At 61.1% G+C, this 24,811-nt stretch carries 25 protein-coding genes; 15 read left to right on the top strand and 10 right to left on the bottom strand.

The window, feature by feature from the left end; all coding sequences use genetic code 11:
* Positions 1–18 precede the first annotated feature (18 nt).
* Together ACIROY_RS15635 and ppk1 are read right to left on the bottom strand one after the other, a co-directional pair.
* Positions 19–477: a SixA phosphatase family protein gene (locus ACIROY_RS15635; RefSeq protein WP_402342339.1), complete on the bottom strand. Its 459-nt coding sequence runs from the start codon at positions 475–477 to the stop codon at positions 19–21.
* Positions 478–522: 45 nt separating this feature from the next.
* Positions 523–2,631 (bottom strand): polyphosphate kinase 1, encoded by a 2,109-nt coding sequence (gene ppk1 / locus ACIROY_RS15640; protein WP_402276022.1) that lies wholly within the window; start codon positions 2,629–2,631, stop codon positions 523–525.
* 389 nt (positions 2,632–3,020) lie between these two features.
* On the opposite strand from ppk1, the gene pstS reads away from it, so the two are divergent.
* The 7 genes from pstS to phoR all read left to right on the top strand — a co-directional run bounded on the left by pstS (position 3,021) and on the right by phoR (position 9,966).
* Positions 3,021–4,070: a phosphate ABC transporter substrate-binding protein PstS gene (gene pstS, locus ACIROY_RS15645; RefSeq protein WP_402276025.1), complete on the top strand. Its 1,050-nt coding sequence runs from the start codon at positions 3,021–3,023 to the stop codon at positions 4,068–4,070.
* Positions 4,071–4,255: 185 nt separating this feature from the next.
* Positions 4,256–5,230 carry a phosphate ABC transporter permease subunit PstC gene (gene pstC, locus ACIROY_RS15650; protein WP_402276027.1) on the top strand — a complete coding sequence of 325 codons (975 nt, stop codon included), beginning with the start codon at positions 4,256–4,258 and terminating at the stop codon, positions 5,228–5,230.
* Complete coding sequence (gene pstA, locus ACIROY_RS15655; RefSeq protein WP_402276029.1) at positions 5,230–6,144, top strand: phosphate ABC transporter permease PstA; 915 nt, start codon at positions 5,230–5,232, stop codon at positions 6,142–6,144. Before pstC ends, pstA begins: the two co-directional genes overlap by 1 nt.
* Before the next feature lie 38 nt (positions 6,145–6,182).
* Entirely contained in the window at positions 6,183–6,968 is a 786-nt protein-coding gene (pstB, locus tag ACIROY_RS15660; RefSeq protein ID WP_116434997.1) for a phosphate ABC transporter ATP-binding protein PstB, read from the top strand.
* Positions 6,969–7,125: 157 nt separating this feature from the next.
* A complete protein-coding gene (gene phoU / locus ACIROY_RS15665) occupies positions 7,126–7,836 on the top strand; it encodes a phosphate signaling complex protein PhoU (protein WP_402276032.1) in 711 nt (236 codons plus the stop codon).
* Positions 7,837–7,875: 39 nt separating this feature from the next.
* Positions 7,876–8,553: a response regulator gene (locus tag ACIROY_RS15670; protein WP_402276034.1), complete on the top strand. Its 678-nt coding sequence runs from the start codon at positions 7,876–7,878 to the stop codon at positions 8,551–8,553.
* Positions 8,554–8,646: 93 nt separating this feature from the next.
* On the top strand, positions 8,647–9,966 hold the full coding sequence (gene phoR / locus ACIROY_RS15675) for a phosphate regulon sensor histidine kinase PhoR (RefSeq protein WP_402276036.1): 1,320 nt from the start codon (positions 8,647–8,649) through the stop codon (positions 9,964–9,966).
* A 79-nt stretch (positions 9,967–10,045) separates the two neighbouring features.
* On the opposite strand, the gene ACIROY_RS15680 is transcribed toward phoR, so the two are convergent.
* Complete coding sequence (locus tag ACIROY_RS15680) at positions 10,046–10,642, bottom strand: hypothetical protein (protein ID WP_402276038.1); 597 nt, start codon at positions 10,640–10,642, stop codon at positions 10,046–10,048.
* A 419-nt stretch (positions 10,643–11,061) separates the two neighbouring features.
* Between ACIROY_RS15680 and ACIROY_RS15685 the strand changes: the two genes are divergently transcribed.
* On the top strand, positions 11,062–11,802 hold the full coding sequence (locus tag ACIROY_RS15685; RefSeq protein WP_402276039.1) for a DUF2076 domain-containing protein: 741 nt from the start codon (positions 11,062–11,064) through the stop codon (positions 11,800–11,802).
* 129 nt (positions 11,803–11,931) lie between these two features.
* Here ACIROY_RS15685 and ACIROY_RS15690 read toward each other — a convergent pair whose 3' ends face one another.
* The 3 genes from ACIROY_RS15690 to ACIROY_RS15700 form a co-directional block, all read right to left on the bottom strand.
* Complete coding sequence (locus tag ACIROY_RS15690) at positions 11,932–12,819, bottom strand: NAD(P)-dependent oxidoreductase (protein WP_402276041.1); 888 nt, start codon at positions 12,817–12,819, stop codon at positions 11,932–11,934.
* 88 nt (positions 12,820–12,907) lie between these two features.
* Positions 12,908–13,714 carry a transporter substrate-binding domain-containing protein gene (locus tag ACIROY_RS15695; protein ID WP_402276043.1) on the bottom strand — a complete coding sequence of 269 codons (807 nt, stop codon included), beginning with the start codon at positions 13,712–13,714 and terminating at the stop codon, positions 12,908–12,910.
* A 381-nt stretch (positions 13,715–14,095) separates the two neighbouring features.
* Complete coding sequence (locus ACIROY_RS15700; protein WP_402276046.1) at positions 14,096–14,932, bottom strand: AraC family transcriptional regulator; 837 nt, start codon at positions 14,930–14,932, stop codon at positions 14,096–14,098.
* 112 nt (positions 14,933–15,044) lie between these two features.
* Here ACIROY_RS15700 and ACIROY_RS15705 point away from each other — a divergent pair, with 112 nt between their 5' ends.
* On the top strand, positions 15,045–16,289 hold the full coding sequence (locus tag ACIROY_RS15705; RefSeq protein WP_402342341.1) for an MFS transporter: 1,245 nt from the start codon (positions 15,045–15,047) through the stop codon (positions 16,287–16,289).
* A gap of 66 nt (positions 16,290–16,355) precedes the next feature.
* Here ACIROY_RS15705 and ACIROY_RS15710 read toward each other — a convergent pair whose 3' ends face one another.
* From ACIROY_RS15710 to ACIROY_RS15720, 3 genes are read right to left on the bottom strand one after another with little or no spacing between them, the layout of a single operon-like run.
* The gene (locus ACIROY_RS15710) at positions 16,356–17,390 is read right to left on the bottom strand and encodes an alpha/beta fold hydrolase (protein WP_402276050.1); all 1,035 of its coding nucleotides are present in this window, start codon (positions 17,388–17,390) and stop codon (positions 16,356–16,358) included.
* 48 nt (positions 17,391–17,438) lie between these two features.
* Positions 17,439–17,966: a thioredoxin family protein gene (locus tag ACIROY_RS15715; RefSeq protein WP_402276052.1), complete on the bottom strand. Its 528-nt coding sequence runs from the start codon at positions 17,964–17,966 to the stop codon at positions 17,439–17,441.
* Positions 17,967–17,995: 29 nt separating this feature from the next.
* A complete protein-coding gene (locus tag ACIROY_RS15720; protein ID WP_402342343.1) occupies positions 17,996–18,712 on the bottom strand; it encodes a cytochrome c biogenesis CcdA family protein in 717 nt (238 codons plus the stop codon).
* Between the two features lie 196 nt (positions 18,713–18,908).
* Here ACIROY_RS15720 and ACIROY_RS15725 point away from each other — a divergent pair, with 196 nt between their 5' ends.
* From ACIROY_RS15725 to ACIROY_RS15740, 4 genes are read left to right on the top strand one after another with little or no spacing between them, the layout of a single operon-like run.
* Complete coding sequence (locus ACIROY_RS15725) at positions 18,909–19,280, top strand: GFA family protein (RefSeq protein WP_402276056.1); 372 nt, start codon at positions 18,909–18,911, stop codon at positions 19,278–19,280.
* Complete coding sequence (locus ACIROY_RS15730; protein WP_158559730.1) at positions 19,277–19,417, top strand: hypothetical protein; 141 nt, start codon at positions 19,277–19,279, stop codon at positions 19,415–19,417. Before ACIROY_RS15725 ends, ACIROY_RS15730 begins: the two co-directional genes overlap by 4 nt.
* A 7-nt stretch (positions 19,418–19,424) precedes the next feature.
* Positions 19,425–20,165 (top strand): response regulator, encoded by a 741-nt coding sequence (locus ACIROY_RS15735; protein WP_053195613.1) that lies wholly within the window; start codon positions 19,425–19,427, stop codon positions 20,163–20,165.
* Positions 20,162–21,478 carry an ATP-binding protein gene (locus ACIROY_RS15740; RefSeq protein WP_402276059.1) on the top strand — a complete coding sequence of 439 codons (1,317 nt, stop codon included), beginning with the start codon at positions 20,162–20,164 and terminating at the stop codon, positions 21,476–21,478. Before ACIROY_RS15735 ends, ACIROY_RS15740 begins: the two co-directional genes overlap by 4 nt.
* A 98-nt stretch (positions 21,479–21,576) precedes the next feature.
* Here the strand turns inward: ACIROY_RS15740 and ACIROY_RS15745 are convergent, their stop codons facing one another.
* Positions 21,577–21,996 carry an organic hydroperoxide resistance protein gene (locus ACIROY_RS15745; protein WP_402276062.1) on the bottom strand — a complete coding sequence of 140 codons (420 nt, stop codon included), beginning with the start codon at positions 21,994–21,996 and terminating at the stop codon, positions 21,577–21,579.
* 196 nt (positions 21,997–22,192) lie between these two features.
* Here ACIROY_RS15745 and ACIROY_RS15750 point away from each other — a divergent pair, with 196 nt between their 5' ends.
* Together ACIROY_RS15750 and ACIROY_RS15755 are read left to right on the top strand one after the other, a co-directional pair.
* The gene (locus ACIROY_RS15750) at positions 22,193–22,672 is read left to right on the top strand and encodes a MarR family winged helix-turn-helix transcriptional regulator (RefSeq protein WP_402276064.1); all 480 of its coding nucleotides are present in this window, start codon (positions 22,193–22,195) and stop codon (positions 22,670–22,672) included.
* A 385-nt stretch (positions 22,673–23,057) separates the two neighbouring features.
* Positions 23,058–24,809 (top strand): methyl-accepting chemotaxis protein, encoded by a 1,752-nt coding sequence (locus ACIROY_RS15755; RefSeq protein WP_402342345.1) that lies wholly within the window; start codon positions 23,058–23,060, stop codon positions 24,807–24,809.
* Positions 24,810–24,811 lie beyond the last annotated feature (2 nt).

The following is a 24,811-nucleotide window of genomic DNA, read 5'->3' on the forward strand; positions in this document are numbered from 1 at the left end:
TTATTTGAGCTATTTGACCTATTTGGAAATCAGGTCCGGCGCCATCACTGCACGTAAGTAATTAGTGGTGATGTCGCCGCGTTCGCGCTGGGCGATCCACCACACGTTGGCCTTGCGGATCGACCATTCCTGCGGTTGGCCGCCGATCAGTTGCGCGGCCACCAGGCCCAGCGTCGGTTGATGCCCGATGATCAGAACCGGTTCGCGGCTGTCGGGCCAGTTGGCGGCGGCGAGCAGGTCCTGCGGACTCTTGTCGGGCGCCAGGTCGGGATGGATTTTGAATTTGCGGCCCAATGCTTCTGCGGTCTGCAAGGTACGCGTGGCCGGGCTGACCAGGATGCGGCAGCTTTCCGGCAGGTTGCGGTCGAGCCAGTCGGCAACCTTCCAGGCCTGCTTGTGTCCCTTGCCGGTGAGGGCGCGGCCTTCATCGGGTTCGCCGAGTTCCGCTTCGGCATGACGCCATAAGATCAGTTCCATGGGGATTCACCTCCGGGTAATCGGCTGAAAAACAAACTGGTCGCTTCATTCCTCGCCTGGCGCGGCAACGCCGAGCGTATGCATCAGGTACGCCTGGGCGCTGAACGCGGCCTGGCGCGTGCGCGCCTTCTTCTGCACATACACGCCGTCGCAGTTCAGGTGCCACGCATTGGTGTTGTCCTTCAGGTAAGGATCCAGACCTTCCGCAATGACGCGCTTCTTGAGTGCCTTGTCCAGCACCGGGAAGGCCACTTCGATACGGCGGAACAGGTTGCGGTTCATCCAGTCGGCGCTCGACAGGTAAACGTCATGCGCCAGGTCGTTGCGGAAATAATAGATGCGCGAGTGTTCCAGGTAGCGCCCGATTACCGAGCGCACGCGAATGTTCTCCGACAGGCCTGCGACGCCCGGACGCAGCGCGCAGGCGCCGCGTACGATCAGGTCGATCTTGACGCCGTCGGCCGAGGCCGCATACAAGGCGCGGATGACCGACTCGTCCAGCAGCGCGTTCATCTTGGCGATGATGCGCGCCGGCCGTCCTTCACGGGCGATCTGGGCTTCGTTGCGGATGGCCCGGATGATTTCCTTTTGCAGCGAAAACGGCGCCAGCCACAAGTGATTGAGGGTGCGCGGCTTGGTCAGCGTGGTCAGGTGGATGAACACTTCGTTGACCTCGGCGGTCAATTCGCGGTGTGAGGTCAGCAGGCCGAAATCGGTATAGAACTTGGTGGTGGTCGGGTGATAGTTGCCGGTGCCGAGGTGGGCGTAGAAGTGCAGGGCGTTGTCTTCGCGGCGGATCACCAGCGCAATCTTGGCGTGCGTCTTGAGGCCGACCACGCCGTAGACGACTTGCGCGCCGGCCTGTTCCAGCTTGACCGCCCAGTTGATGTTGGCTTCTTCGTCGAAGCGCGCCATCAGTTCCACGATGACGGTGACTTCCTTGCCGCGCTGGGCGGCGTGGATCAGCGCCTCCATCAGGTCGGAGTTCATGCCGGTGCGGTAAATCGTTTGCTTGATCGCCATCACGTTGGGGTCTTGCGCCGCCGTGCGGATGAAATCCACCACCGGCTGGAACGACTGGAACGGATGATGCAGCAGCACGTCGCGTTTCTTCAGCACGGCGAAGATGTTTTCATTCTGCAAATGCGGTGGCAGCGTCTGCGCAAACGGCGGGAAGCGCAGCGCCGGCTCCGACACCAGGTCGACCAGTTCCGACAACCGCACCAGGTTCACCGGACCCTTGACGGCGTACAGGCGATTGCGTTCGATCGAGAACTGTTCGAGCAGGAATTGCGCAAGGTGTTCGGGGCAGTTGCTGGCGACTTCGAGACGCACGCCGACACCGAACTGGCGGCTTTGCAATTCGGTCTGTAAGGCCTGGCGCAGGTTTTTGACTTCTTCTTCGTCGACCCACAGGTCGCTGTTGCGGGTGACGCGGAATTGCGAATAAGCAGTGATTTCGCGTCCGGTAAACAATTCCGCAATATGCGCATGGATGACGGAGGACAACAGGCAGAACGACACGCCTTTCTTGTCCGACAGTTCGTCCGGCAGGCGGATCACGCGCGGCAGCACGCGCGGCGCCTTGACGATGGCGATCGCCGTGCCGCGGCCGAAGGCGTCCTTGCCGGACAGCTCGATGATGAAATTCAGACTCTTGTTCAACACCTGCGGGAACGGGTGGGCCGGATCGAGGCCGATGGGCGTCAGCAGGGGCCGCACGTTGTGTTCGAAGTACTGCTTGACCCAGGCGCGCTGCGCCTCGTTGCGGTCTTCGTGGCGCAGCAGGTGGATGCCCTTGTGCGCCAGCTGCGGCAGGATGTCCTTGTTCAGCAATTCGTACTGGCGCGCCACGATCTGGTGGCATTCGATGCTGGTGCGTTCCAGCGCCGCGCTCAGTTCGGGCGGGTCGATGTGTTCGCCTTCGATGCGGTTGGCCAGCAAGCTGGCGATGCGCACTTCAAAAAATTCATCGAGGTTGCTGCTGCAGATGCACAGATAGCGCAGACGCTCGAGCAGCGGAATCTGCTTGTTCTCGGCTTGCGCCAGCACCCGGCGGTTGAACGCCAGTTGGGACAATTCGCGGTTGAGGTAAATGGCGGTCGGATTGATCTCCGTGTGAGCGTTATCGTCCGGTTTTACTTTTCTGGTCATGCGCCGTTCCCATTGGTGTTCATAGCAATTTTTCGCAGTGTAGGGCGGGCGTATGACAAGTTAATGACAAGGCCGGGGAGCCTTGTCACAAATGGTGTGTCCCCTATGCATCTGCATTTCTGCCGGGAAATTGTCTCCTGAGTCCTGATTCTAACCCCGTCTGCGGGGCGGCTTCCTTGTTGTCGATCAAGCAATGCCTTCTTTTCCTTTCACGACAAGGGCGGGTCATAAACTCGTCACATTTGCTGGTTAAAGTTCACCCCGTCCCAGGAACGCATTCCATCAGTTCCGCAGGTTTCTTCGTGAAGGTCGTCGGGTAATGCAGGTAAGACGGCAATTCATGAAATGGGTTCTTCGACAAACTATCTCGTCAAACAAAGGAGCAAGACATGGGGTTCAATCACATTCTTAAATCTGTTGCAGTGGCAGTGTGCGGCACGGTCGCGTTTTCCGCCGCAGTGCACGCAGCAGAAATCACCGGCGCAGGCGCATCGTTCCCATACCCGATCTACGCCAAATGGGCGGAGTCGTATAAGGCGGCAACCGGCAACAGCCTGAACTACCAATCCATCGGTTCCGGCGGCGGCATCAAGCAAATCAAGGCCAAGACTGTTGACTTTGGCGCATCCGATGCACCGCTGTCGCAGGCGGAACTGGAAGCTGACGGCCTGACGCAATTCCCGGCAGTGGTCGGCGGCGTAGTTCCGGTCATCAACCTGGACGGTACGACTCCAGGCCAGGTCAAGCTGTCCGGCCAAGTGCTGGGCGACATCTACTCGGGCAAGATCACCAAGTGGAATGCTCCTGAGATCGCTGCCCTGAACGCAGGCGTCAAGCTGCCGGCAGAAGACATCACCGTGGTCTACCGTTCCGACGGTTCGGGCACATCGTTCGTGTTCACCAGCTACCTGTCGAAGGCCAACGCAGACTTCAAGTCGAAGATCGGTGCAGGCACTGCAGTGAAATGGCCGGTCGGCGTGGGCGGCAAGGGTAACGAAGGCGTCGCCGCCAACGTGCAAAAGGTCAAGGGCGCAATCGGCTACGTCGAATACGCTTACGTCAAGAAGAACAAGCTGAACTACACCCAGCTGAAGAACAAGGACGGCACCTTCGTGTCGCCGGACGACGCGACATTCAAGGCAGCGACTGCTGCTGCCGACTGGGCCAAGACTCCGGGCTTCGCAGTTGACTTCACTGATGCAGCCGGCAAGAACAGCTGGCCTATCAGCAGCGCAACTTTCATCCTGCTGCACAAGGCGCAAGCTGCCGACGGCGCCAAGGGCAAGGAAGTCCTGAAGTTCTTCGACTGGGCTTACAAGAATGGCGGTACAGCTGCTGCCGATCTGGACTACGTGCCGCTGCCGGCCGCAGTCGTCAAGCTGGTTGAAGATTCCTGGAAAGCCAATGTCAAGGACAGCTCCGGCAAGGCAATCTGGTAATCACGGATCGAAAGATTCAATAAGTCAGAACTTGTTTTCGGTAGTGCATTGAATGATGTATAGCGGATTGCGGCGGCGTTCACCATCGCCGCAATCCGCACCAAATGGTGAAAATAATGAGCTCAAACATCTCTGCCACGACCATGTCGAACACCGATTTAGGTAAGCCTCCCGCAGATAGCGCCATGCAACAAGCTCAGCAAGCGCACGCAGCGCTGTTGGCGACCATGCGCAAGCAGCGCATCCAGGATTTTCTCTTTCATAAAGTCACGCTGATCTTCGCCTTGTCGGTACTGGTGATGCTCGGCGGGATTATCGTTTCCCTCTTCATCGGCGCCTGGCCGGCCTTCCATGAGTTCGGCCCCGGCTTCATCACGCGCGTCGAGTGGGACCCGGTCAACGACCAGTACGGCGCCGCAATCGCCATCGTCGGTACGCTGACGACGTCGCTGATCGCGCTGCTGATCGCGTTCCCGGTCAGCTTCGGCATCGCCCTGTTCCTCACCGAAATCTGCCCGAGCCGCCTGCGTCGTCCGCTCGGCACGGCGGTCGAATTGCTGGCCGGCGTGCCCAGCATCATCTACGGCATGTGGGGTTTGTTCGTGTTTGCGCCGCTGTTCGCCGAATACGTCCAGCCGGCCCTGAAAGCCACGCTCGGCCAACTGCCCGTGATCGGCGCCTTGTTCCAGGGGCCGACCATGGGCATCGGCATTTTGACCGCCGGCCTGATCCTGTCGGTCATGATCATTCCGTTCATCGCCTCGGTGATGCGCGATGTGTTTGAAGTGGTGCCGGCCGTGCTGAAGGAATCCGCCTACGGCCTCGGCTGTACGCGTTGGGAGGTGGTACGCAAGGTGGTGCTGCCTTACACCAAGACCGGTGTGGTGGGCGGCGTCATGCTCGGCCTCGGCCGGGCGCTTGGCGAAACCATGGCGGTCACTTTCGTGATCGGCAATTCGCATCGTCTCTCGTGGTCGCTGTTCGCCGCTGGCAATAGCATCGCTTCCACGCTCGCCAATGAAATCGCAGAAGCGTCGTCGAAGCTGCACGTGTCGTCGCTGTTCGCACTCGGTCTGATCCTGTTCGTGATCACTTTCATCGTGCTGGCCGTGGCGAAGGTGATGTTGATGGGCATGACCCGCAAGGAAGGCGCAAAATAATGAACCAACAAGTCACTCCACAAGCCGGCCCGAACAAAAACGAGGCCGCCATACCGCTGAACTCGCCGATGAACCCGGTGTATCGCCGTCGCCTGCTGCAGCATCGTATCGGCATGCTGTTCTCGTTCCTGGCGATGGCCGCCGGCTTGATCGTGCTGGCCTGGATCCTGCTGACGCTGTTGATCAAGGGCTTCGGCGCACTCAACATCGGCATGCTTACGCAAAATACGCCTTCGCCGGGCGGCGACGGCGGCGGTCTGCTCAACCCTATCGTCGGCAGCCTCATGATGGTCGGTCTCGGTACGCTGATCAGCACGCCGATCGGTATCCTGGCCGGCATTTACCTGGCTGAATACGGCGAGGAGAGCAAGCTGGCCCAGACCACGCGTTTCGTCACCGACATCATGCTGTCGGCGCCGTCGATCGTCATCGGTCTGTTCGTCTACGCGATCTATGTCGCCAACGTCGGTCACTTCTCCGGCTGGGCCGGCACCTTCGCGATCTCGCTGATTGCGATTCCGGTGATCGTGCGTACGACCGACAACATGCTGAAACTGGTGCCGAGCAGCCTGCGCGAAGCAGCGTTCTCGCTCGGCGCGCCGCGCTGGAAAGTGGCGATGATGGTGCGCCTGCGCGCCGTCAAGGCCGGCGTCGTGACCGGCGTGCTGCTGGCGGTGGCGCGTATCTCGGGTGAAACGGCGCCGCTGCTGTTCACCGCGCTCAACAATCAGTTCTTCAGCACCAACATGAACAGTCCGATCGCCAACCTGCCGGTGGTGATCAACCAGTTCGCCATGAGTCCTTACGACAACTGGGTAGCACTTGCATGGGGTGGCGCCTTGCTGATCACCGTCAGCGTGCTCGCACTGAATATTCTGTCCCGCACCATGTTCAGCCAACGCGTCCCTGGTTAATACCGGACAACCGATAAGCGAATCGACAAGTGAATACTATGACTACGCAAACATCCGCAACAGCAGACAAGAAATCGACCATTGAAATTTCGCAGCTGAATTTCTACTACGGCGGTTTCCAGGGCCTCAAGAACATCAACCTCAACATCTTCGAAGGCAAGGTCACCGCCTTCATCGGCCCGTCGGGCTGCGGCAAGTCGACCCTGCTGCGCACCTTCAACCGCATGTATGACCTGTACCCCGGTCAACGCGCCGAAGGCAAGATCATGTACGCCGGCAACAACATCCTCGAACCAGGCCAGGATCTGAACATGCTGCGCGCCAAGGTCGGCATGGTGTTCCAGAAGCCGACACCGTTCCCGATGTCGGTCTACGACAACATCGCCTTCGGCATCCGCCTGTACGAAAACCTGCCCAAGGGCGAAATGGACGAGCGCGTCGAATGGGCCCTGAACAAGGCCGCGCTGTGGGGTGAAGTCAAGGACAAGCTGAACAAGAGCGGTCTGTCCCTGTCGGGCGGTCAGCAACAACGCCTGTGCATCGCCCGCGGCGTCGCGGTCAAGCCGGAAGTGCTGCTGCTGGATGAACCGACTTCTGCGCTGGACCCGATCTCGACCGCCAAGGTGGAAGAGCTGATCGGCGAACTGAAAAAGGACTACACCATCGCCATCGTCACGCACAACATGCAGCAAGCGGCGCGCTGTTCGGACTACACCGCCTACATGTACCTGGGCGAGTTGATGGAATTTGGCGAGACCGACCAGATTTTCATGAATCCGGCACGCAAGGAAACCCAAGACTACATAACAGGCCGTTTTGGATAAGGTACGGCATAAGCTACTGCGCGGCCCGATGTCCGCGCTGTGATGCTCGCCGTACCCAGTACGGCTGCGCTTCTCGCGCAGACCTCGGGCCGCTCGCTACGCTTCTGCCGCACCTCTTGAGGTCAGTTATTTTTTAATTATTTTTTAAGGACGTGACATGACAGGCGATCACTCTTCCAAGCAATACGATGCCGATCTGGAAACCATTCGCTCCAAGGTGCTGGCCATGGGCGGCATGGTGGAACGTCAGTTCCAGGATGCGATTTCTGCTTTCCGTAACGGCAATCTTGAGCTGGCCGCACGCGTGATGAAGGACGACGAGGCGGTCAATCGTCTGGAAGTCGAACTGGACGATGCCTGCAGCCACCTGATCGTGCGTCGCCAGCCGACCGCCAATGACCTGCGCACCGTGATGGCGACCATCAAGATCATCACCGACCTGGAACGCGTCGGCGACGAAGCCACCAAGATCGCCCGTAATGCGATCCATCTGCACAAGCGCGGTATCGGCCCGATCAACCACTATGAAACCGTGCGCGTCATCGCCGAAGAAGCGTCGGAAATGCTGCGCAGCGCGCTTGATTCGTTCGCCCGTCTGGACACCGATCAGGCTACCGCGCTGATTGCCCAGGACGCCAGCATCGACCACGGCTTCCGTTCGATCACGCGCAGCCTTGCGACCTTCATGATGGAGGATCCGCGCACGATCTCGGCCTCGATCGACACGCTGTGGGTGGCCAAGGCCATCGAGCGTATCGGCGACCACGCCAAGAACATCGGCGAATACGTGATCTACGTTGTCGGCGGCAAGGATATTCGTCATACCGATTTCGGTTCGGCGCAGATTTCCGTGTCAGACGAAGATTGAACCGGCGTTTCCCTTGACCTATTCAAATAGCGCAATTCCATGACTACCATCCTGATCGTTGAAGACGAGCCTTCGATTGCCGAGCTGATTGCCTTCACGCTCAAGGAGGCGGGGTGGTCGAGTTTCGTGGTGTCCAACACGGCCGCAGCGTGGGAGTTTGTCCAGCGCCGCGCGCCGCAGCTGGTGCTGCTTGACTGGATGCTGCCGGACCGCAGCGGCCTGCATCTGCTGTCGCGCATCCGCGGCGACCGCCAGTTGCAGCAGTTGTCGGTGATCATGCTGACTGCCAAGAGCATGGAAGAGGACAAGATCGCCGGCCTCGACAACGGCGCCGACGACTACATCACCAAGCCGTTCTCGCCGCGCGAACTGACGGCGCGCATCAAGGCACTGCTGCGTCGCAAGAGCCCGGAGTTCGCCCAGGAAGAAATGACGGTCGGTCCCGTCACGCTCGACCCGGCCAGCTGCTCGGTGGCGCTTGGCGGCGACAAGATCGACATCGGTCACGCCGAGTACAAGCTGCTGAAATTCTTCATGGCGCATCCGGATCGCGTGTTTTCACGCAGCCAGTTGCTGGACCGCGTCTGGGGCGACCATGTCGTCATCGAAGAACGCACCGTCGACGTCCATGTCCTGCGCCTGCGCAAAGCCTTGCGTGAAGCCGAGCACCTGATCAAGACGGTGCGCAGCGTCGGCTACATGCTGTCGGCAAAATAACAAAAACAAGCGGGGCGGTTCCGCAGGAGACGCGGGAACCCGAAAGACCTCTATACTGGACCCTGTTCCAGTCCTGTAACTAACGAGCACTACATGAGTCCACAACTGCTGTTTTGGGTTCCGGCGGCCTTGCGCTTCCTGATCTGCCTGATTGGCGTTTGCGTCGTCTGGTTTTTCTTCGGCGCCACCGCCGGGCTGATCGTCGCATTGGCCGGCATGGGCGCGCTGGCGTTCACCCAATTGCATTATCTCTTCCGCCTCGGCAGTTGGCTCGACAATCCCAGCCACGCCAAGCTGCCGGATGGTTGGGGCGCCTGGACCGATATCTTTGCGCGCCTGTACCGCATGCGCCGCGACGATGAAAAAAACCAGATCGAGCTGGCCGAATGGCTGGCGCGTTTCCGCCAGGCGATGAGCCTGCTGCCGGACGGCGTGGTGATCATGGACGACGTGCTGTTCCTTGAATGGTGCAATCCGGCGGCGCAGCAGCACCTGGGCCTGCAACTGGAGCGCGACAAGGGCATGCGCGTCACCAACCTGATCCGCAACCCCGCCTTCATCGACTACATCATCCTCGGCCGCTATGAGCAGCCGCTGATCCTGAGTGTGCAGGAGCGCAAGCTGATCGTGCAGATCATTCCGTTCGAAAACCGCCGCCAGATCCTGGTCACCCACGATGCCACCGAATCGGAGCGTATCGACATGATGCGCCGCGACTTCATCGCCAACGCCTCGCATGAATTGCGCACGCCGCTGACCGTGATCAACGGTTTTCTCGAAATCGCACTGGCGCAACCGAACCTCGATACCGATGTGCGCACCTCGCATCTCAAGCTGATGACCGAGCAGGGCCAGCGCATGCAGAACCTGATCGGCGACATGCTGACGCTGACGCGCCTGGAGTCGGTCGACTATCCGTTGCGTTCAGAGCGCGTGCACGTACGGCCGCTGCTGGAAGGCATTCTGGAAGAAGCCAAGGCGCTGTCGTCAGGCAAGCACCAGATCACGCTGGAAGCCGACGGCCCCGATTTGCAGGGCAACGTCGATGAACTGCGCAGCGCTTTCAGCAACCTGGTTTCGAACGCGGTGCGCTACACCCCGCAAGACGGCGCCATCAAGTTGTACTGGGAGCGCAAGCCGGGTGGTGGCGCACAATTCGTCGTCAAGGACAACGGCATCGGCATCAGCCAGGAACACATCTCGCGCCTGACCGAGCGCTTCTACCGCGTCGACAAGAGCCGCTCGCGCGAGACGCAAGGCACCGGCCTGGGTCTTGCCATCGTGCGTCACGTACTGCTGCGCCACCGCGCCATTCTCGGCGTGGAGTCGGTGCCGGACAAGGGCAGCACCTTTACGGTGAGCTTCCCGGCGAACGTACTGATTGAGGAATTTGTACCGGTGGAGAGCCACTGAGTCCAACTGAATTGCGGTCACCGATGTTGCGGAAGGAAGAGTCGAAGGTCGCCTGATTGAGGGCGACCTCCGGAGAAATTCAGCAAGTAGCCGAGTCGGTGCAGTTTGCCGGCATTGGTTGCACAACTGGCTGCGAGACTGATTGAGTCACCGGTTGTGTCATGGGCTGCTGCATCGGTTGCGGCGCTGGCTGGGAAGCTGGCTGGGGCGCTTGCCTCGGCTCGGGTTTGACAGTCCTTCCGGTATAACTCAGCTTGCGCAGCTCCGGCTCGCCGACGGATTCATCCATCAGGGTGAAGGCGATGCTGCCGGGCATGATGCCCATCAAAGCAATGACCAGTTCGGTACGTACGTATTTTGTTTCGCCAGGGTAAAGGTCAAAAGTAAGCGTGCTGGTGACCGAGGTGGAAGTCCGCGCCTGGTAAGGACCGGCCGGCCGGTCGACAAAGAAAAAGCCGCGCGCACGCGACCGTCCGACGACCTGGTTGTTGAGCAGGATTTCCGGCTGGACCGGAGAGCCGAAGAACGCCGATGAGCGCAGGAAATAGATGCGGCCATAACCAGGCTTGAGCGCCGGCATGGCAACCTCCAGGTCTGCCGGTTTGGGACCGGAGGCGCAACCAGCCAGCACGGCGGCCAGCATCAATAAGGCCAGCAACGGGCGTATCATTTTCATCACAGCTTTTCTTTCTTGTCGTCGCTTGATTGTGTGGGGCGTCGTGTGCCCCATCCCCGGATCTGTCCGTTTTACCCCTATTTTGGTCTTGCTGACGGACAGGGTATAAATATTAGCAAACAAAACCGGCGGGCCGTCATTTTCCCGGACAAATTCACCCGCGCATGCGCCGAAACCACAGACAGCAGCCGTGGAATAGGCCGCTTGCGCTGCTTCCCGGCATCATCACATCGCATCAAGCCCGCCCGCAGACATGAAGTTACAAGCTGTTTCGAACTTTGCAATTACGGTCACAAATGCCGGGTGATATCCCGCGCATAATGGGAGCCCAAGCCGTCTGACGGCAGCCGCATATTGAAATATTCATCGTTGTGCATCATGTACTACCTATGTACTACTCAGGCCGGGAGCCCAGCATCATGAGTCCTCAAGAAACGCAAGCGCTTCAAGATTTTCTTCACCAATTGACGCAGGTGCGCGGCATCGGCAAAGACGCCCAGGCTGACGCGATGATTGCCGCTGCGGTTGCGCAGCAGCCTGATGCAGCCTACTTGCTGGTGCAGCGGGCGCTGTTGATGGATCAGGCGCTCGCGACGTCCAAGGCCCAGATTGCCGCATTGCAAAATCAGGTGCAGGCGTTACAGGCAGGCGCCGCTTCGGCGCAGAGTTTCCTCGACAGCAATGCCTGGGGCAATGCGCCTGCGGCGTCCGTGCGTGCCGCTCCGCCTGTTTCTGCTCCTGCTTACGTCCCTCCCTATACTCCGGCCTCGGCGCCAGCCCAGACGGCGCCTCAATATCAGGCTGCTCCGGCGCCGTCCACCGGATTTTTCGGCGGCGGCATGGGCAGCATGCTGGGGACCGTCGCTGCCACCGCCGCCGGCGTGGCCGGCGGCGCTTTCCTGTTTCAGGGAATCGAACACCTGATGAACAGCGGCAGCGGCTCGGGCTCGACGCATCAGAACGGATTGAGCGCCCCCACGGAAAACGTCGAGAACACCACCGTCAATAATTACTATGGCAGCGACGCCGACAAGGAACGTAGTGCGGGGCGTAGCGACAGCGCCGGCGAAACGACCTCCGGCAATGACCTGGCGGACCTGGGAAACATCGATCTTGACGATATGAGCGACAGCGGCAGTTACGACGACTCAACAGCGTAAGCACTGCCAGCGCCGGCATGGCAGGACCCGAGAATCGCGCACGGATGAACAAAAAACGCCGCCCCAGGGGCGGCGTTTTTTTGTGCTACAGGGTATGCAGCCCAATGCGGAAAGCTGACTATTCCCGGCTTACGTCTTTGACGCCAGCCGGTCTTTGTGCGCCTGCACCATCGCTCCCAGCATCTGCTCGCCGAATCCTTCTTGTGCGCTTTGCTGCAGGGTGGCGGCAACGTGCGGACCGATCATCGATGGATTGGTGAACGCCGCGGTCATGTTGTTGTAATAACCCAGGTCCTTGCCGGCGTTGGCGATGCTGAACTTCATGCCGTCCGAGCGGCCTTCGAGGATGCCGCCGGCGATCATCTGGAAGATGCCGCTGTTGGCGCCGCCCTTGCTGATCACATCGAAGAACTTGCGCTTATCTACGCCGACGGCGTCGCACATCGCCAGCGCTTCGGTCGCCAGAGTGGCGGTGCCGATCGCGATGAAGTTGTTGAGCAGCTTGAGCTTTTGCGCGCTGGTGATGCCGCCGATGTGGAAGATGTTTTCGCAGAAGGCTTCGAGGATGGGCTTGACCTTGGAGAAGGTGGCGTCGTCGGCGCCGACCATGGTGTTGAGGCGACCTTGCATGGCTTCGACCGGCGTGCGCGCCAGCGGCGCATCGACAAAGCTGACGCCCTTGGTCGCCAGTTGTTCGGCAATGCGCGCGCTCGACATCGGCTCGCTGGTGGAGCAGTCGATCAGGATCTGGCCGCTGCGGCAGTTTTCCAGGATGCCGCCGGCGCGGAAGATCAGGTCTTCCACCTGCGGCGAGCCGGTCACGCACAGGATGATGGCGTCGACGTTCGCCACCAGGTCTTGCAGGCTGGCCGCTTCGCGCGCGCCTTCGGCGACCAGTTCTTCCACCGGTTTGCGATTGCGGTTGCCCATCACGGTGACGTTGAAACCCTTGATGACGAGGTTGTGCGCCATGCCCTGGCCCATCATGCCGACGCCTATGAATCCGATATTTTTCATGACTGGAGAAATGCTTTCGTGAAAAGTGAAAAAAGCCGGCGCGGCTGTTTTTGCAACAGCTGCGCCGACGCCGAACGGTGTTGTCTTTTTATTTAGGCATGTATTGCGACAGGTCTGGCAATGGCGCGCCGGCCGCAGCTTCATACGACTTCGCCAGGTTGCCGTTCTTCATGTTGGCGACCACCCAGGTGTTGATCCAGGCCAGCAGCGCGGTGTCTTCCTTGCGCACGCCGATGCCGTGCGGCACCACCTTGACCGAGAACTTGGTTTCGATATTGCGGCCCGGATTCTTGCGCGCCGTGGTGGTCACCAGTTCCTTGGCAGTACCGATGGCGTCGACCTGGCCCGACAGCAGCGCGGCGGCGTTGGTCGAGTCATCGTCGTAGCGCACCAGGATCGTGCCTTTGGGGACCAGCGGCGTCAACAGCGTGTCCTGCAGGTTACCCCGGACTACGCCGACACGCTTGCCGACCAGATCGGCCAGACTCTTGATCTGCATGGTCTTTTCCGCGCCGACCACCGATTCCGATGCGCTGTAAGGTACGCTGAAGTTGATCACCTTGGCGCGTTCCGGCGTGATGCTGAACGACGCAATCACGATGTCGGCCTTGTTGGTCAGCAGGAAAGGCACGCGGTTGGGGCCGGTGACCTGGATGATTTCCATCTCGACGCCGAGGTCCTTGGCCAGCATCTTGGCGGCGCTGACGTCGGAGCCGTAAGGTTGCAGCTTGTCGTCGGTCATGCCGAACGGCGGCGAGCCGAGGTCGATGGCGATGACGATCTTTTTGCGCTGGCGAATGTCACTGAGCGTATCGGCGCTGACCGACTGGGCCAGGCAGACCAGGCCGAGGACGGCCGCGGCGGCATATTTGATGCTGGATTTGAGGGTGTTCATGCAATCTCCTGGTGTAAGAATTGTTGTTTCACTGCTTGTTTTGCTTGTAAAGCACTACTGGAAAACGAATTCAATTCGGAAATTCGGTCGCAGGAAATTGCGGGCGCAAGGGAGCCTTCGCGGCGGACGCAATGCGCCGCCGGCGTGGAAGTCGTTCTCGCGAGAAAAATCCTGTGTGGTCTCCGCCTGAAACGTGACGTCCCGAAGCTGCTGCCCCGAGTGCGTCCGTCGGCTTTTATGGTTCTTGATTCTGTCGCCGGATCTCTTTTAAATACGAGCTTCCGGTTGGAGAGCGACACTACGCCCGGCCCCCGGCACTGTCCAATGAAACTAATTCATCGCGTGATAACCGATCGTGATGGCGCGGCTTGCAGGGTTGTCTCATCCATTTTTTTTGGCGCGTTGCAGCATGCTGTCGGCGGCGATGTTCCGGCGCGCCAGGCCGCCGTATTGGCTGGGTGTTTTGCCGAGCACGCTGCGGAACATGCTGGTGAAGGCGCTGGCGCTTTTGTAGCCGAGCCGTTCGGCGATACGTTCGACCGCTTCGCCTTGCGACAGTCGCAGCAGCGCTTCGGTGATGTGGACCTGCTGCACCCAGTGGCGGAAATGCAGGCCGGTTTCTTTTGGGAACAGACGGATCAGCGTGCGCGCACTGGCCCCCGCGAACCCGGCCCAGTATTCCAGCGAGTTGGCGTTGCCGGGATCGGCAAGAATGGCTTCGCACACGGCCAGCACGCGTCGGTCGGCCGGCCAGGGAATCACCACCGGAATAGCAGTGGCGCCATCGATTTCCGACAGGATCAGTTGCGCCAGGTGCCCGCCGCGGCAGCGGGTGTCGTAATCCGATTCTTCCTCGAGCAGCGCCAGGATCAGCTCGCGCAGCAATGCGCTGACTTCCAGCAGGCGGCACTCGGCGCCGATCAGTTCCGATTCGTGCGGGCGGATGTAGAGCGTGCGCAGGCGCACCGCGCTGAGCATGCGGATTTCATGCGCCAGGCCGCAGGGCACCCACAGTGCGCGCTGTGGCGGGATCACCCAGAGGCCGTGCGCGGTGCGTACCTGCATCACGCCTTCCGCGGCATACAGCAACTGGCCGCGCGGATGCGAGTGCATGGCGAGCAACTGGTCATGGCTGAAATCGCGGCTGAAGGCGACCACCGCATGCGGCAAGTGCTGCAACTGCGCTGCCTTGGGGCTGGAGTGGACCGTGTGGATCATGGCAAAAAGAAGGTTGTCACTTAATCGACGGAAAATGTCATTCCGGTTTTTAAGTGTCACTATACCATTCGCCTATCGTCCCACCATTCCTGCCATTTCACCTTTCATCGCCATGACAACACAAACATCTTCTCCCGTCGCCTTGTCCGGCACGCCGGCTGCAAGCCCACCGGTGCCGGCCGGCGCGCAGCAAGGCAGCTCGCCGCTGGTGCTGCGCATCGTGCTCGCGGTCGGCTTCGCCCACCTGATCAACGACCTGATCCAGGCGCTGCTGCCATCGATCTATCCCATGCTCAAGCAAAGCTACGGACTGACGTTCACCCAAGTCGGCCTGATCACGCTGACCTTCCAGGTCACGGCTTCGCTGATACAGCCGTGGATCGGCATGTACACCGACAAGCATCCCCAGCCTTTGCTGCTGCCGTGCGGCGCGCTGTTCACCTTGCTCGGCATCGTGCTGCTGTCGATGGCCGGCGGCTTCGGCTGGTTCTTGCTGGCGGCGGCGCTGATCGGCGTCGGTTCATCAACCTTCCATCCGGAAGCGTCGCGCATCGCGCGCATGGCGTCGGGCGGTCGCTTTGGATTCGCGCAATCAACCTTTCAGGTTGGCGGCAATGCCGGCTCGGCGCTCGGCCCCTTGCTGGCGGCGGCGATGGTGGTGCCGTTCGGCCAACCCAACATCGCGTGGTTCTGCATCTTCGCGGTGGTGGCGATCGTGGTGTTGTCGCGCGTGAGCAATTGGTATCGCCATCATCTGGCCGCAGGGGCCAAGAAGGCCAGGGCGACGGTGCATCATCACCTGTCTCCCGCTGCCGTCAAAAAGGCCCTGCTGGTGCTGGCCTTGCTGGTGTTTTCCAAATACTTTTACATGGCGAGTTTCACCAGCTATTTCACCTTCTACCTGATCGACCGGTTCCATCTGGCCGTCGGCGATTCGCAGATCCTGCTGTTCTTGTTCCTCGGCGCAGTGGCTGCCGGCACTTTCTTCGGCGGACCGATCGGCGACCGCATCGGACGCAAGCGCGTGATCTGGTTTTCGATCCTCGGCGCAGCGCCGTTCGCCTTGCTGCTGCCGCACGCCAACCTGTTCTGGACCGGCGTGCTGTGCGTGTGCGTCGGCTTCGTCCTGGCGTCGGCGTTCTCGGCCATCGTGGTGTATGCGCAGGAGCTGGTGCCGGGCAAGGTGGGTTTGATTTCGGGCGTGTTCTTCGGCTTGATGTTTGGCTTCGGCGGCATCGGCGCGGCGTTGCTCGGGCATCTGGCCGACCTGTACGGCATCGCTTACGTTTACCTTCTGTGTTCCTTGTTGCCGCTGGCGGGGGTATTGACGGTATTCCTGCCTGACCTGAACGAATAAGCCAGGCGCGCAATGACAAAAATGCCATCCGTTTGCGCGGATGGCATTTTTTTCGGCCCAAGGAATTTACAGCTTCGTCACCGCGAGCACGGCATTGGCGAATTCCTGCGGGGCTTCCTGCGGCAGGTTGTGGCCGATGCCGCCGGTGAGGTTGCGGTGCTCATACTTGCCCGCAAACTTGTTGCGATACGCAGCCGGCGGCAGGAACGGCGCACCGTTGGCGTCGCCTTCCATCGTGATGGTCGGGATGCCGATCACAGGGAGGTCGGCAAGACGGCGTTCCAGCGCGTCGTACTTGCGTTCACCTTCGGCCAGGCCGAGACGCCAGCGGTAGTTGTGGACGACGATGGCGACGTAGTCGGGATTGTCGAACGAGGCGGCGCTGCGGTTGAAGGTGGCGGCGTCGAAATTCCATTTCGGCGAGGCCGTCTTCCAGATCAGCTCGGCGAATTCGCGACGGTACTGCGTGTAGCCGGTCACGCCGCGTTCGGTGGTGAGGTAGAACTGATACCACCAGTCGAACTCGGCCTTGGGCGGCAGCGGCTTCTTGGCGGTCGCCAGGTTGGTCATCAGATAGCCGCTCACGGAGACCAGCGCCTGGCATCGTTCCGGCCACAGTGCGGCCATGATGCAGGCGGTGCGCGCCCCCCAGTCGAAGCCGGCGATGACCGCCGACGGAATGCGCAGTGCATCCATCAGCGCGATGATGTCCTGCGCCACTGCCGATTGCTGCGCATTGCGCATCGCGTCGGCCGACAGGAAGCGGGTGCTGCCGTGGCCGCGCAGGTGCGGCACGATCACGCGATGGCCGGCGGCGGCCAGCAGCGGCGCGACCTCGACGAAGCTGTGGATGTCATACGGCCAGCCGTGCAGCAGGATGACCGGCTTGCCGTTGGCCGGGCCGAGCTCGGCGTAACCGACGTTGAGCACGCCGGCGTCGATCTGCCTGATCGAGGTGAAGCCGGCAGCCGCTGCTGACGAGGTGCCCGCTGTAATGGTCTGTGCGTTGGCGAGTGCGCTGAAGCTCAGTTGCGCGGTGGCGACGGTGGCTGCTGCTGCGCCGAAGAAACGGCGGCGGCGTTGATCGATCTGGTCGGACATTTTTTCTCCTTGGTCTAAGTACGATGGTTGAACTGCGTTTGGGTTGCGTTACTGCGGTTGCGCCAGCAGGTTCTTGATGGCGGCTTCGGTCTGCGCGTACTGGCCTTCGCCGAAATGCGTGTAGACCACCTGGCCCTTCTTGTCGATCAGGTAGAAGGCGGGCCAGTACTGGTTGTTGTAGGCGCTCCAGGTGGCGTAGCGGTTGTCCTGCGCGACCGGGTAAGTGATGCCGAAGCGCTTGATGGCGGTCTTGACGTTGTCGGTGCTGCGCTCGAACGGATATTCCGGCGTGTGCACGCCAACCACCACCAGGCCCTGGTCCTTGTACTTCTGGTGCCAGGATTTGACGTAGGGCAGGGTGTTGATGCAATTGATGCAGGTGTAGGTCCAGAAGTCGACCAGCACCACCTTGCCGCGCAGTTGCTGCATGGTCAGCGGTTCGCTGTTGAGCCATTTGTCGACGCCGGTGAATTCAGGTGCGGCGACGCTCTTGCTGAGCGCGCCGGCTGAGGCGGCGGTGGAAGTAGCGGCGGCGAATACAGTCAGGGCGGCGAAGGTCTTGAGTCGGGAGAGCATGGTGGATCCTTTCAATTGAAAGAGGAAAATCAGGAAAAAAACAGGGAAGACAAGGCGGCGGTAATCAGCACGTCGTATTGCAGGTAGATCGCCAGCGCGGTCAGCATCACCAGTACGCCGAACAACTGTTGCAGGCGCTGGGTGTGGCGCGACACCATGCGGACATGGCGGCTGATGTACTGGCCGCCGTAGAGAATGGCGAGCATGGGGATGGCGGCGCCGATGGCGTACATCAGCAACAGCAGGGCCGACCAGCCGAGGTCCTGGGCCTTCACGACCAGCACCAGGATCGAGGCCAGCACCGGACCGGCGCAGGGCGTCCAGACTGCGCCCAGCGACATGCCGAGTACAAAGCCGCCGGTGTTGCCGGCGTGTTCTCTCGGCGCTTTCGGAGGAGCGCCGTGCATGCGTTGCAGCGGCGCCTGCAAGTGCGCCACCAGCCATTCGTAGGGACGCGGCCACAGGCGCAGCAAGCCGGACAGCGCCAGCAGCGCGATGGCGGTATTGCGCAAGGCTTCCTGGGCTACGTGGACGGTGCTGGACACTGCGCCCAGCAACATGGCGAAGGCCGAGAAGCTCAGGATGAAGCCGGCGATGATGAACAGCGGACGAGTGCGGTTGGGTGCGCTGCCCGTTGGTCCGACCGAGCTGCCCAGCAAGATGGGAAGGACCGGCAGCACGCACGGCGAAGCAATGGTCAGCAGACCGGCCAGCAGGGCGAACGGCGTTTCGATGAAGTTGTGCATGTCAGGCATTCCAATGTTGGTTGCGATGACCGTATTGGAACGTTTGCACGTATCTGGCTTGTGTCTGCAACAGCACACGGGTGCAATGTTTTGTGTATGTACACGCACCAGATACATTGAGACACAAATCAACCCGGGGCTTGTTTTCGCATTGATTTATAAAGTGGTCATTGCCAACCATTTGAAGGAGAAGGAAATGATTGCTGAACGCTACAAAGGCTCTTGCCACTGCGGCGCCGTCCGTTTTGAAGTCCGTACCGCGCTGACGCCGGCCGGGCGCTGCAACTGCAGCCTGTGCCGCCGCAAGGGCGCGCTGATGACGCCGATGATCGACGCCGCCGATGTCAAGATCGTCAGCGGCGAAGAGTCGCTGACGCTGTATCAGTTCAACACCCGCACCGCGAAGCATTATTTCTGCAAGCACTGCGGTATCTATCCGTTCCACCAGACCCGCAGGGATCCCAACTTCTGGCGCGCCAACATCGGCTGCCTGGAAGGTGTCGATCCGTATGCGCTGGAAGCCGATGTGGGCGACGGCGCCAGCTTGTCGGTGGTGGAGGACGCGTGACCGGCCTTAAACGTTTTCTGGCGATCTTTGCCTTCCTGGCCGGAGGTTTTGCGGCTGAGCTGGCCAAGCCGGTGTATTGCTCGCTGCTCAACGTGGCCAGTACGCCGGCGAGCCGGCGCAAACGCGCTAAGGTATGATCGCCGCATGGAAAACCAAGACCACATCCTGATCGTCGACGACGACCGCGGCATCCGCGAACTGCTGGCCGCCTACCTTGAGAAAAACGGCATGCGCGTGTCGCTGGCTGCCAACGGGCGCCAGATGCGCGCGGTGCTGGAGCAGGGCGCGCCGGATCTGATCGTGCTCGACCTGATGCTGCCCGGCGAAGACGGCCTGGTATTGTGCCGTGAATTGCGCGTCGGCAAATTCAAGGCCGTGCCGGTGCTGATGCTGACCGCGCGCAGCGAAGAAACCGACCGCATCGTCGGCCTCGAAATGGGCGCCGACGACTACCTCACCAAGCCGTTCGCGGTGCGCGAACTGATGGCGCGCATTCGGTCGGTGCTGCGCCGCGCGCGCATGTTGCCGCCCAACATGCAGGTCACGGAAGCGGTGCAGATGCTCGGCTTCGGCGACTGGCGGCTGGACACCACGGCGCGCCACCTGCTCGATCAGGACGGCACCATGGTGGCGCTGAGCGGCGCCGAATATCGCCTGCTGCGCGTCTTCCTCGATCATCCGCAACGCGTGCTCACGCGCGACCAGTTGCTCAACCTGACCCAAGGACGCGCGTCGGATCCGTTCGATCGTTCCATCGACCTGCTGGTGAGCCGCCTGCGCCAGCGCCTGCTGGACGGCGCGCGCGAGCCGCGCTACATCAAGACGCTGCGCAACGAAGGCTATGTCTTCTCCGCGACCGTCACCCTGATCGAAGGCGAGCAATGACATTGTCCCTACTGCGCTGGCCGCGCACGCTGTTTGCCCGGCTGGCGCTGATCCTTTGTATCGGCCTGGTGCTGGCGCAGACGCTGTCGTTCTGGCTGACGCTGACCGAGCGCGACCAGGCCACTACCAACGTCATGATGGGTTACATCGAACGCGAAGCGGCCAGTTCCGTCGCGCTGCTCGATCACCTGCCGCCGGCAGAACGCGCGCAATGGCTGCCGCGCCTGGCGCGCCGCAGTTATGAATTCATCCTCGGCCCCGGCATCACCGGCACGCCGCCGGATGCGCGCCTGTCGAAGATGGTGGCAAAGTCGATCGCCGACGGCATCGGCACCGAATACGCGCTGACCGTCAACGCCGTGCCCGGCGACAAGGAGCGCATGCAGGTGCATCTGAAGTTGACAGACGGTACGCCGCTGACCATCGACATGCGACCGATGTCGGGCGTGCCGCTGTCACCGTGGCTGCCGTTGGTGCTGGCTCTGCAACTGATCGTGCTGGCTGCGTGCTGCTGGCTGGCGGTGCGGCTGGCGACGCGGCCGTTGCATGCATTGGCCGCTGCGGCCGATACGCTTGGCCCCGATCTCAAGGCGGTGCGCTTGCCGGAAGACGGCCCGTCCGAAGTTGCGCGCGCGGCCAAGGCCTTCAACGCCATGCAGGACCGCATCGCCACCTACATGACCGAGCGCATGCAGATCCTGGCGGCGATTTCGCACGACTTGCAGACGCCGATCACGCGCATGCGTCTGCGCGTGGACGTGATGGATGAAGGGGCGCAACACGCCAAGCTGCAACAGGATTTGCAGGAGATGGAAACGCTGGTCAAGGAAGGCGTGGCCTACGCACGCACCTTGCATGGTGCAGCGGAAGCGCCGATCCGCATCGATCCCGACGCGCTGCTCGACAGCCTGGTGTGCGACTACGTCGACGCCGGCAAAGAGGTGTCGCTGCACGGCGCCGTCGGCGCGGCGCTGGTGACGCGTCCGCAGGCCCTCAAGCGCATCCTCGGCAACCTGGTCGACAACGCGCTCAAGTTCGGTGGCGCGGCCGAGCTTGAAGTCGGCGCGCAAGCTGATGGAGCGGTGACCATCGCCGTGCTCGATCGCGGTCCCGGTATCCCGGCCGAGTCGCTGGACGCAGTGTTCGAACCCTTCGTGCGACTGGAAACTTCGCGCAACCGCAACACCGGCGGCACCGGACTGGGACTGGCGATCGCGCGTCAGCTGACGCTGGCGATGGATGCCAAGTTGTCGCTGCATAACCGCACCGGCGGTGGATTGGAAGCTCGCCTGACGTTGCGGCCGCAACACTGATCCTTCCCGTTTTCGTTGCGTAAAAAAGGCCTGCCGCATGTGTATTTCGGCAGGCCTTTTTATTTGTATCGAAGCAGATGTGCCTGATCAAACCTCGATCAGATCAACTTGATTTCAACGCCAATGTTGCCACGCGTGGCTTTCGAGTACGGGCAGGTTTCGTGTGCTGCATCGACCAGCGCCTGGGCGACGGCGCGGTCGAAGCCGGGCAGGCTGACGTTCAGGCGCGCCTGCAGGAAGTAGGCGCCGGCGGTGGTGCCGAGATCGACTTCGGCATCCACGCGCAGGTCGGCCGGCAGCTTGATCTGCCTCTCGGCAGCGGCCAGGCCCATGGCGCCGATGAAGCAAGCCGACCAGCCGGCCGCGAACAGCTGCTCCGGATTGGTGCCTTTGCCGGTGCTGCCGGGCGACGACAGCTCGATGTCGAGACGGCCGTCGGCACTGCGTGCGGAACCGTCGCGGCCGCCGGAGGTGGTGGTCGTCTTGCCGGTGTACAGTACTTTTTCGATGGTGCTCATGTCAGGTTCCTCAGGTGGTGAAGTGGTGTCGGTTAATTTAAATCGCATCCGATGTAATCGAATGCGATGAATAATACCTGAGCTTTTAAAAATGTCAACGCATTCGATTAAATCGTATCCGATGTATAATTTCGGCAACGTCCGCGCAGTTGCACCAAGCGCATCGATCGCGCCGTATCCACAGGAGCTCACCGCCATGTCCCGACCTTCACGCACCGCAAAGCCAGCGCAGGCAACGGTGGCTGCCCCCAGGCTGTCCGATTTCCTCTGCTTCGCGATCTATTCCGCCAACCTCGCGTTCGGCAAGGCGTATAAGCCCATCCTCGATGAGCTCGGCCTGACCTACACGCAATACATCGCCGTCATCGCACTGTGGGAGGAAGACAACCAGACCGTCAGCGGCCTCGGCGAAAAGCTGTTCCTCGAATCGAACACGCTCACGCCCATCCTCAAGAAGCTTGAGGGGATGGGTTACCTGAATCGTGAACGCGACGCCGTCGACGAGCGCCAGGTGCGGGTAGGGCTGACGGAGGCGGGGCGCCGACTGCGCGAGAAGGCGCTGGACATCAACCTGGCCGACGCCTGCGGACTGGGCGACGAGGAATTCGTGAAGGTCCAGAACGCTGTCGCGACGCTGCGCGACAACCTGATCAAGGCGACGCGCGCGCGCACCTGATTCAATTCATTTTTCTTTCTCTGCCGTCGCTGATGCATCTTCATCATCGTCGGCGGCAGTTGTCGCTTCCGCGGCAGTTGTCACGTCGTGGCAATTGACCTCTCCCTGCAGTTGTCATTTCAGTTGCCAACCTCACGCTGAAATTCTCTCCCTGCATTTGCATCTTCGACAACATTGCAGCGCAATGCCGTCCGCGCAGCATTTCATGACGCAGACATGTTGCGATGGTAAGAAGACCATGCGGTGCTTTTCTAGGTAGAAATACCAATAGCTCTGATGCCGCCTTATTGCAGACAATACGGGCCATTCCGGGTTGCTTGCTGCGTGCTGCGCGCGAAGAGCTTCCACGAAGGGGACCGGGATCGACATTCACAGAAAGATAAAAATGAATTTCCTTGCCAATATGAACATCAGCAAACGTCTCAACCTGGGCTTTGCGATCATCCTGTTTTCCGCCATCGCGGTCATCGCGCTGAGCATCTGGCGTTTGCATGAAGTGGCCGAGACCACACAAGCCATGATGGAAAAGCCGCTCGCCAAGGAACGCCTGGTGTCTGACTGGTATCGCACCATCCACACGAGCGTGCGCCGCACCACCGCAATCGCCAAGAGTTCAGATCCCAGCCTGAGCGCGTTCTTCGCCGAAGACGCCGCCACCGCCACCAAGCTGTCGAACGAGCAACAAAAGACGCTCGAAGGCCTGCTCAGCAGCGACAAGGAAAAAGCCCTGTTCGCGCAACTGGGCACGGTGCGCAAGAGCTACATCGTGGCGCGCGACGCCATCTCCAAAGCCAAGGCCGACGGCAACGTGGAAGAAGCCGCGCGCATCCTGGCGAAAGACTTTCCGGCAGCGGCCAAGGGTTACCTTGACGCCTTGCAGCAACTGCTCGACCTGCAGCGTTCCAGCATTGACCAGATCGCCGCCAGCATCCAGGCGCAATACACGCAAAGCCGCAACCTGCTGATCGCTTTCGGCGCGCTGCTGTTCATCGCCGGCTGGGTGTTCGCCTGGCGCCTGGCGCTGAGCATCATCCGTCCCTTGAAGCAGGCGCTCGGCATCGCCGAAACGGTTGCGTCAGGCGACCTGAGCTCGCGCATCGATGTCAGCCGCAAGGACGAAACCGGTCAGCTGCTGCGTGCGTTGAAAACCATGAACGACAACCTGCAGCGCATCGTCGGGCAGGTGCGCACCGGCACCGACACTATCGCCACCGCTTCGGCCGAGATCGCCAGCGGCAACATGGATCTGTCCACGCGTACCGAACAGCAGGCCGGCTCGCTGGAAGAGACCGCGTCGGCGATGGAAGAACTGACCTCGACCGTCAAGCAGAACGCCGACAACGCGCACCAGGCCAATCAGCTGGCCGTGTCCGCCTCCGAAGTGGCGGTGCAGGGCGGCAGCGTGGTCGGGCAAGTGGTCGACACCATGGGCGCCATCAATGCGTCGTCGAAAAAGATCGTCGACATCATCAGCGTGATCGATGGCATCGCTTTCCAGACCAACATTCTTGCGCTGAATGCGGCAGTGGAAGCGGCGCGCGCCGGCGAGCAAGGCCGCGGATTTGCAGTGGTGGCGTCGGAAGTGCGCAGCCTGGCGCAGCGCTCGGCCTCGGCCGCGAAGGAAATCAAGGAACTGATCAGCGACTCGGTCGACAAGGTCGACTCCGGCAGCAAGCTGGTGGAGCAGGCCGGCGCGACCATGGCGGAAGTGGTCGCCAGCGTCAAGCGCGTGACCGACATCGTCGGCGAAATCAGCTCGGCCAGTCAGGAGCAGAGCGAAGGCATCGAGCAGGTCAATCGCGCGATCGCGCAGATGGATGAGACCACGCAGCAGAACGCGGCGCTGGTGGAAGAGGCCGCAGCGGCTGCGCAATCCATGCAGGATCAGGCGGCGACGCTGACGCAGGTGGTGGGTATCTTCACGCTGGACAGCGCGCATGCGACAGGCAGGAACCTTGCGGCGGCTCAGGTCAAGCCGGCGGTCATGGCGCCCACTGCGGCAACCACGAAAAGCGCGCCCCACAAGCCTGCTCCAGGACTTGGCAAAAGCGCAGTGAAGACAGCCGTGTCCGCGCCAGCAGCAACGCCGAAGCGCCTATCGGCCGCAACGTCGGACGACGACTGGGAACAGTTTTAAGC

It is taken from the genome of Herbaspirillum sp. NPDC101396, assembly GCF_044767365.1.
Lineage (GTDB): Bacteria > Pseudomonadota > Gammaproteobacteria > Burkholderiales > Burkholderiaceae_D > Herbaspirillum.

Bases quoted from the DNA above. Each gene is read 5' to 3' on its own strand.
- ACIROY_RS15685 (WP_402276039.1), top strand. From the start codon at position 11,062: ATGAGTCCTCAAGAAACGCAAGCGCTTCAAGATTTTCTTCACCAATTG.
- pstC (WP_402276027.1), top strand. From the start codon at position 4,256: ATGCAACAAGCTCAGCAAGCGCACGCAGCGCTGTTGGCGACCATGCGC.
- ACIROY_RS15680 (WP_402276038.1), bottom strand. From the start codon at position 10,642: ATGAAAATGATACGCCCGTTGCTGGCCTTATTGATGCTGGCCGCCGTG.
- ACIROY_RS15745 (WP_402276062.1), bottom strand. From the start codon at position 21,996: ATGAGCACCATCGAAAAAGTACTGTACACCGGCAAGACGACCACCACC.
- phoU (WP_402276032.1), top strand. From the start codon at position 7,126: ATGACAGGCGATCACTCTTCCAAGCAATACGATGCCGATCTGGAAACC.
- pstS (WP_402276025.1), top strand. From the start codon at position 3,021: ATGGGGTTCAATCACATTCTTAAATCTGTTGCAGTGGCAGTGTGCGGC.
- ACIROY_RS15750 (WP_402276064.1), top strand. From the start codon at position 22,193: ATGTCCCGACCTTCACGCACCGCAAAGCCAGCGCAGGCAACGGTGGCT.
- ACIROY_RS15695 (WP_402276043.1), bottom strand. From the start codon at position 13,714: ATGAACACCCTCAAATCCAGCATCAAATATGCCGCCGCGGCCGTCCTC.
- ppk1 (WP_402276022.1), bottom strand. From the start codon at position 2,631: ATGACCAGAAAAGTAAAACCGGACGATAACGCTCACACGGAGATCAAT.
- ACIROY_RS15690 (WP_402276041.1), bottom strand. From the start codon at position 12,819: ATGAAAAATATCGGATTCATAGGCGTCGGCATGATGGGCCAGGGCATG.
- ACIROY_RS15740 (WP_402276059.1), top strand. From the start codon at position 20,162: ATGACATTGTCCCTACTGCGCTGGCCGCGCACGCTGTTTGCCCGGCTG.
- ACIROY_RS15720 (WP_402342343.1), bottom strand. From the start codon at position 18,712: ATGCACAACTTCATCGAAACGCCGTTCGCCCTGCTGGCCGGTCTGCTG.
- ACIROY_RS15705 (WP_402342341.1), top strand. From the start codon at position 15,045: ATGACAACACAAACATCTTCTCCCGTCGCCTTGTCCGGCACGCCGGCT.
- ACIROY_RS15715 (WP_402276052.1), bottom strand. From the start codon at position 17,966: ATGCTCTCCCGACTCAAGACCTTCGCCGCCCTGACTGTATTCGCCGCC.
- ACIROY_RS15710 (WP_402276050.1), bottom strand. From the start codon at position 17,390: ATGTCCGACCAGATCGATCAACGCCGCCGCCGTTTCTTCGGCGCAGCA.
- ACIROY_RS15735 (WP_053195613.1), top strand. From the start codon at position 19,425: ATGGAAAACCAAGACCACATCCTGATCGTCGACGACGACCGCGGCATC.
- phoR (WP_402276036.1), top strand. From the start codon at position 8,647: ATGAGTCCACAACTGCTGTTTTGGGTTCCGGCGGCCTTGCGCTTCCTG.
- ACIROY_RS15670 (WP_402276034.1), top strand. From the start codon at position 7,876: ATGACTACCATCCTGATCGTTGAAGACGAGCCTTCGATTGCCGAGCTG.
- pstB (WP_116434997.1), top strand. From the start codon at position 6,183: ATGACTACGCAAACATCCGCAACAGCAGACAAGAAATCGACCATTGAA.
- ACIROY_RS15725 (WP_402276056.1), top strand. From the start codon at position 18,909: ATGATTGCTGAACGCTACAAAGGCTCTTGCCACTGCGGCGCCGTCCGT.
- pstA (WP_402276029.1), top strand. From the start codon at position 5,230: ATGAACCAACAAGTCACTCCACAAGCCGGCCCGAACAAAAACGAGGCC.
- ACIROY_RS15755 (WP_402342345.1), top strand. From the start codon at position 23,058: ATGAATTTCCTTGCCAATATGAACATCAGCAAACGTCTCAACCTGGGC.
- ACIROY_RS15635 (WP_402342339.1), bottom strand. From the start codon at position 477: ATGGAACTGATCTTATGGCGTCATGCCGAAGCGGAACTCGGCGAACCC.
- ACIROY_RS15700 (WP_402276046.1), bottom strand. From the start codon at position 14,932: ATGATCCACACGGTCCACTCCAGCCCCAAGGCAGCGCAGTTGCAGCAC.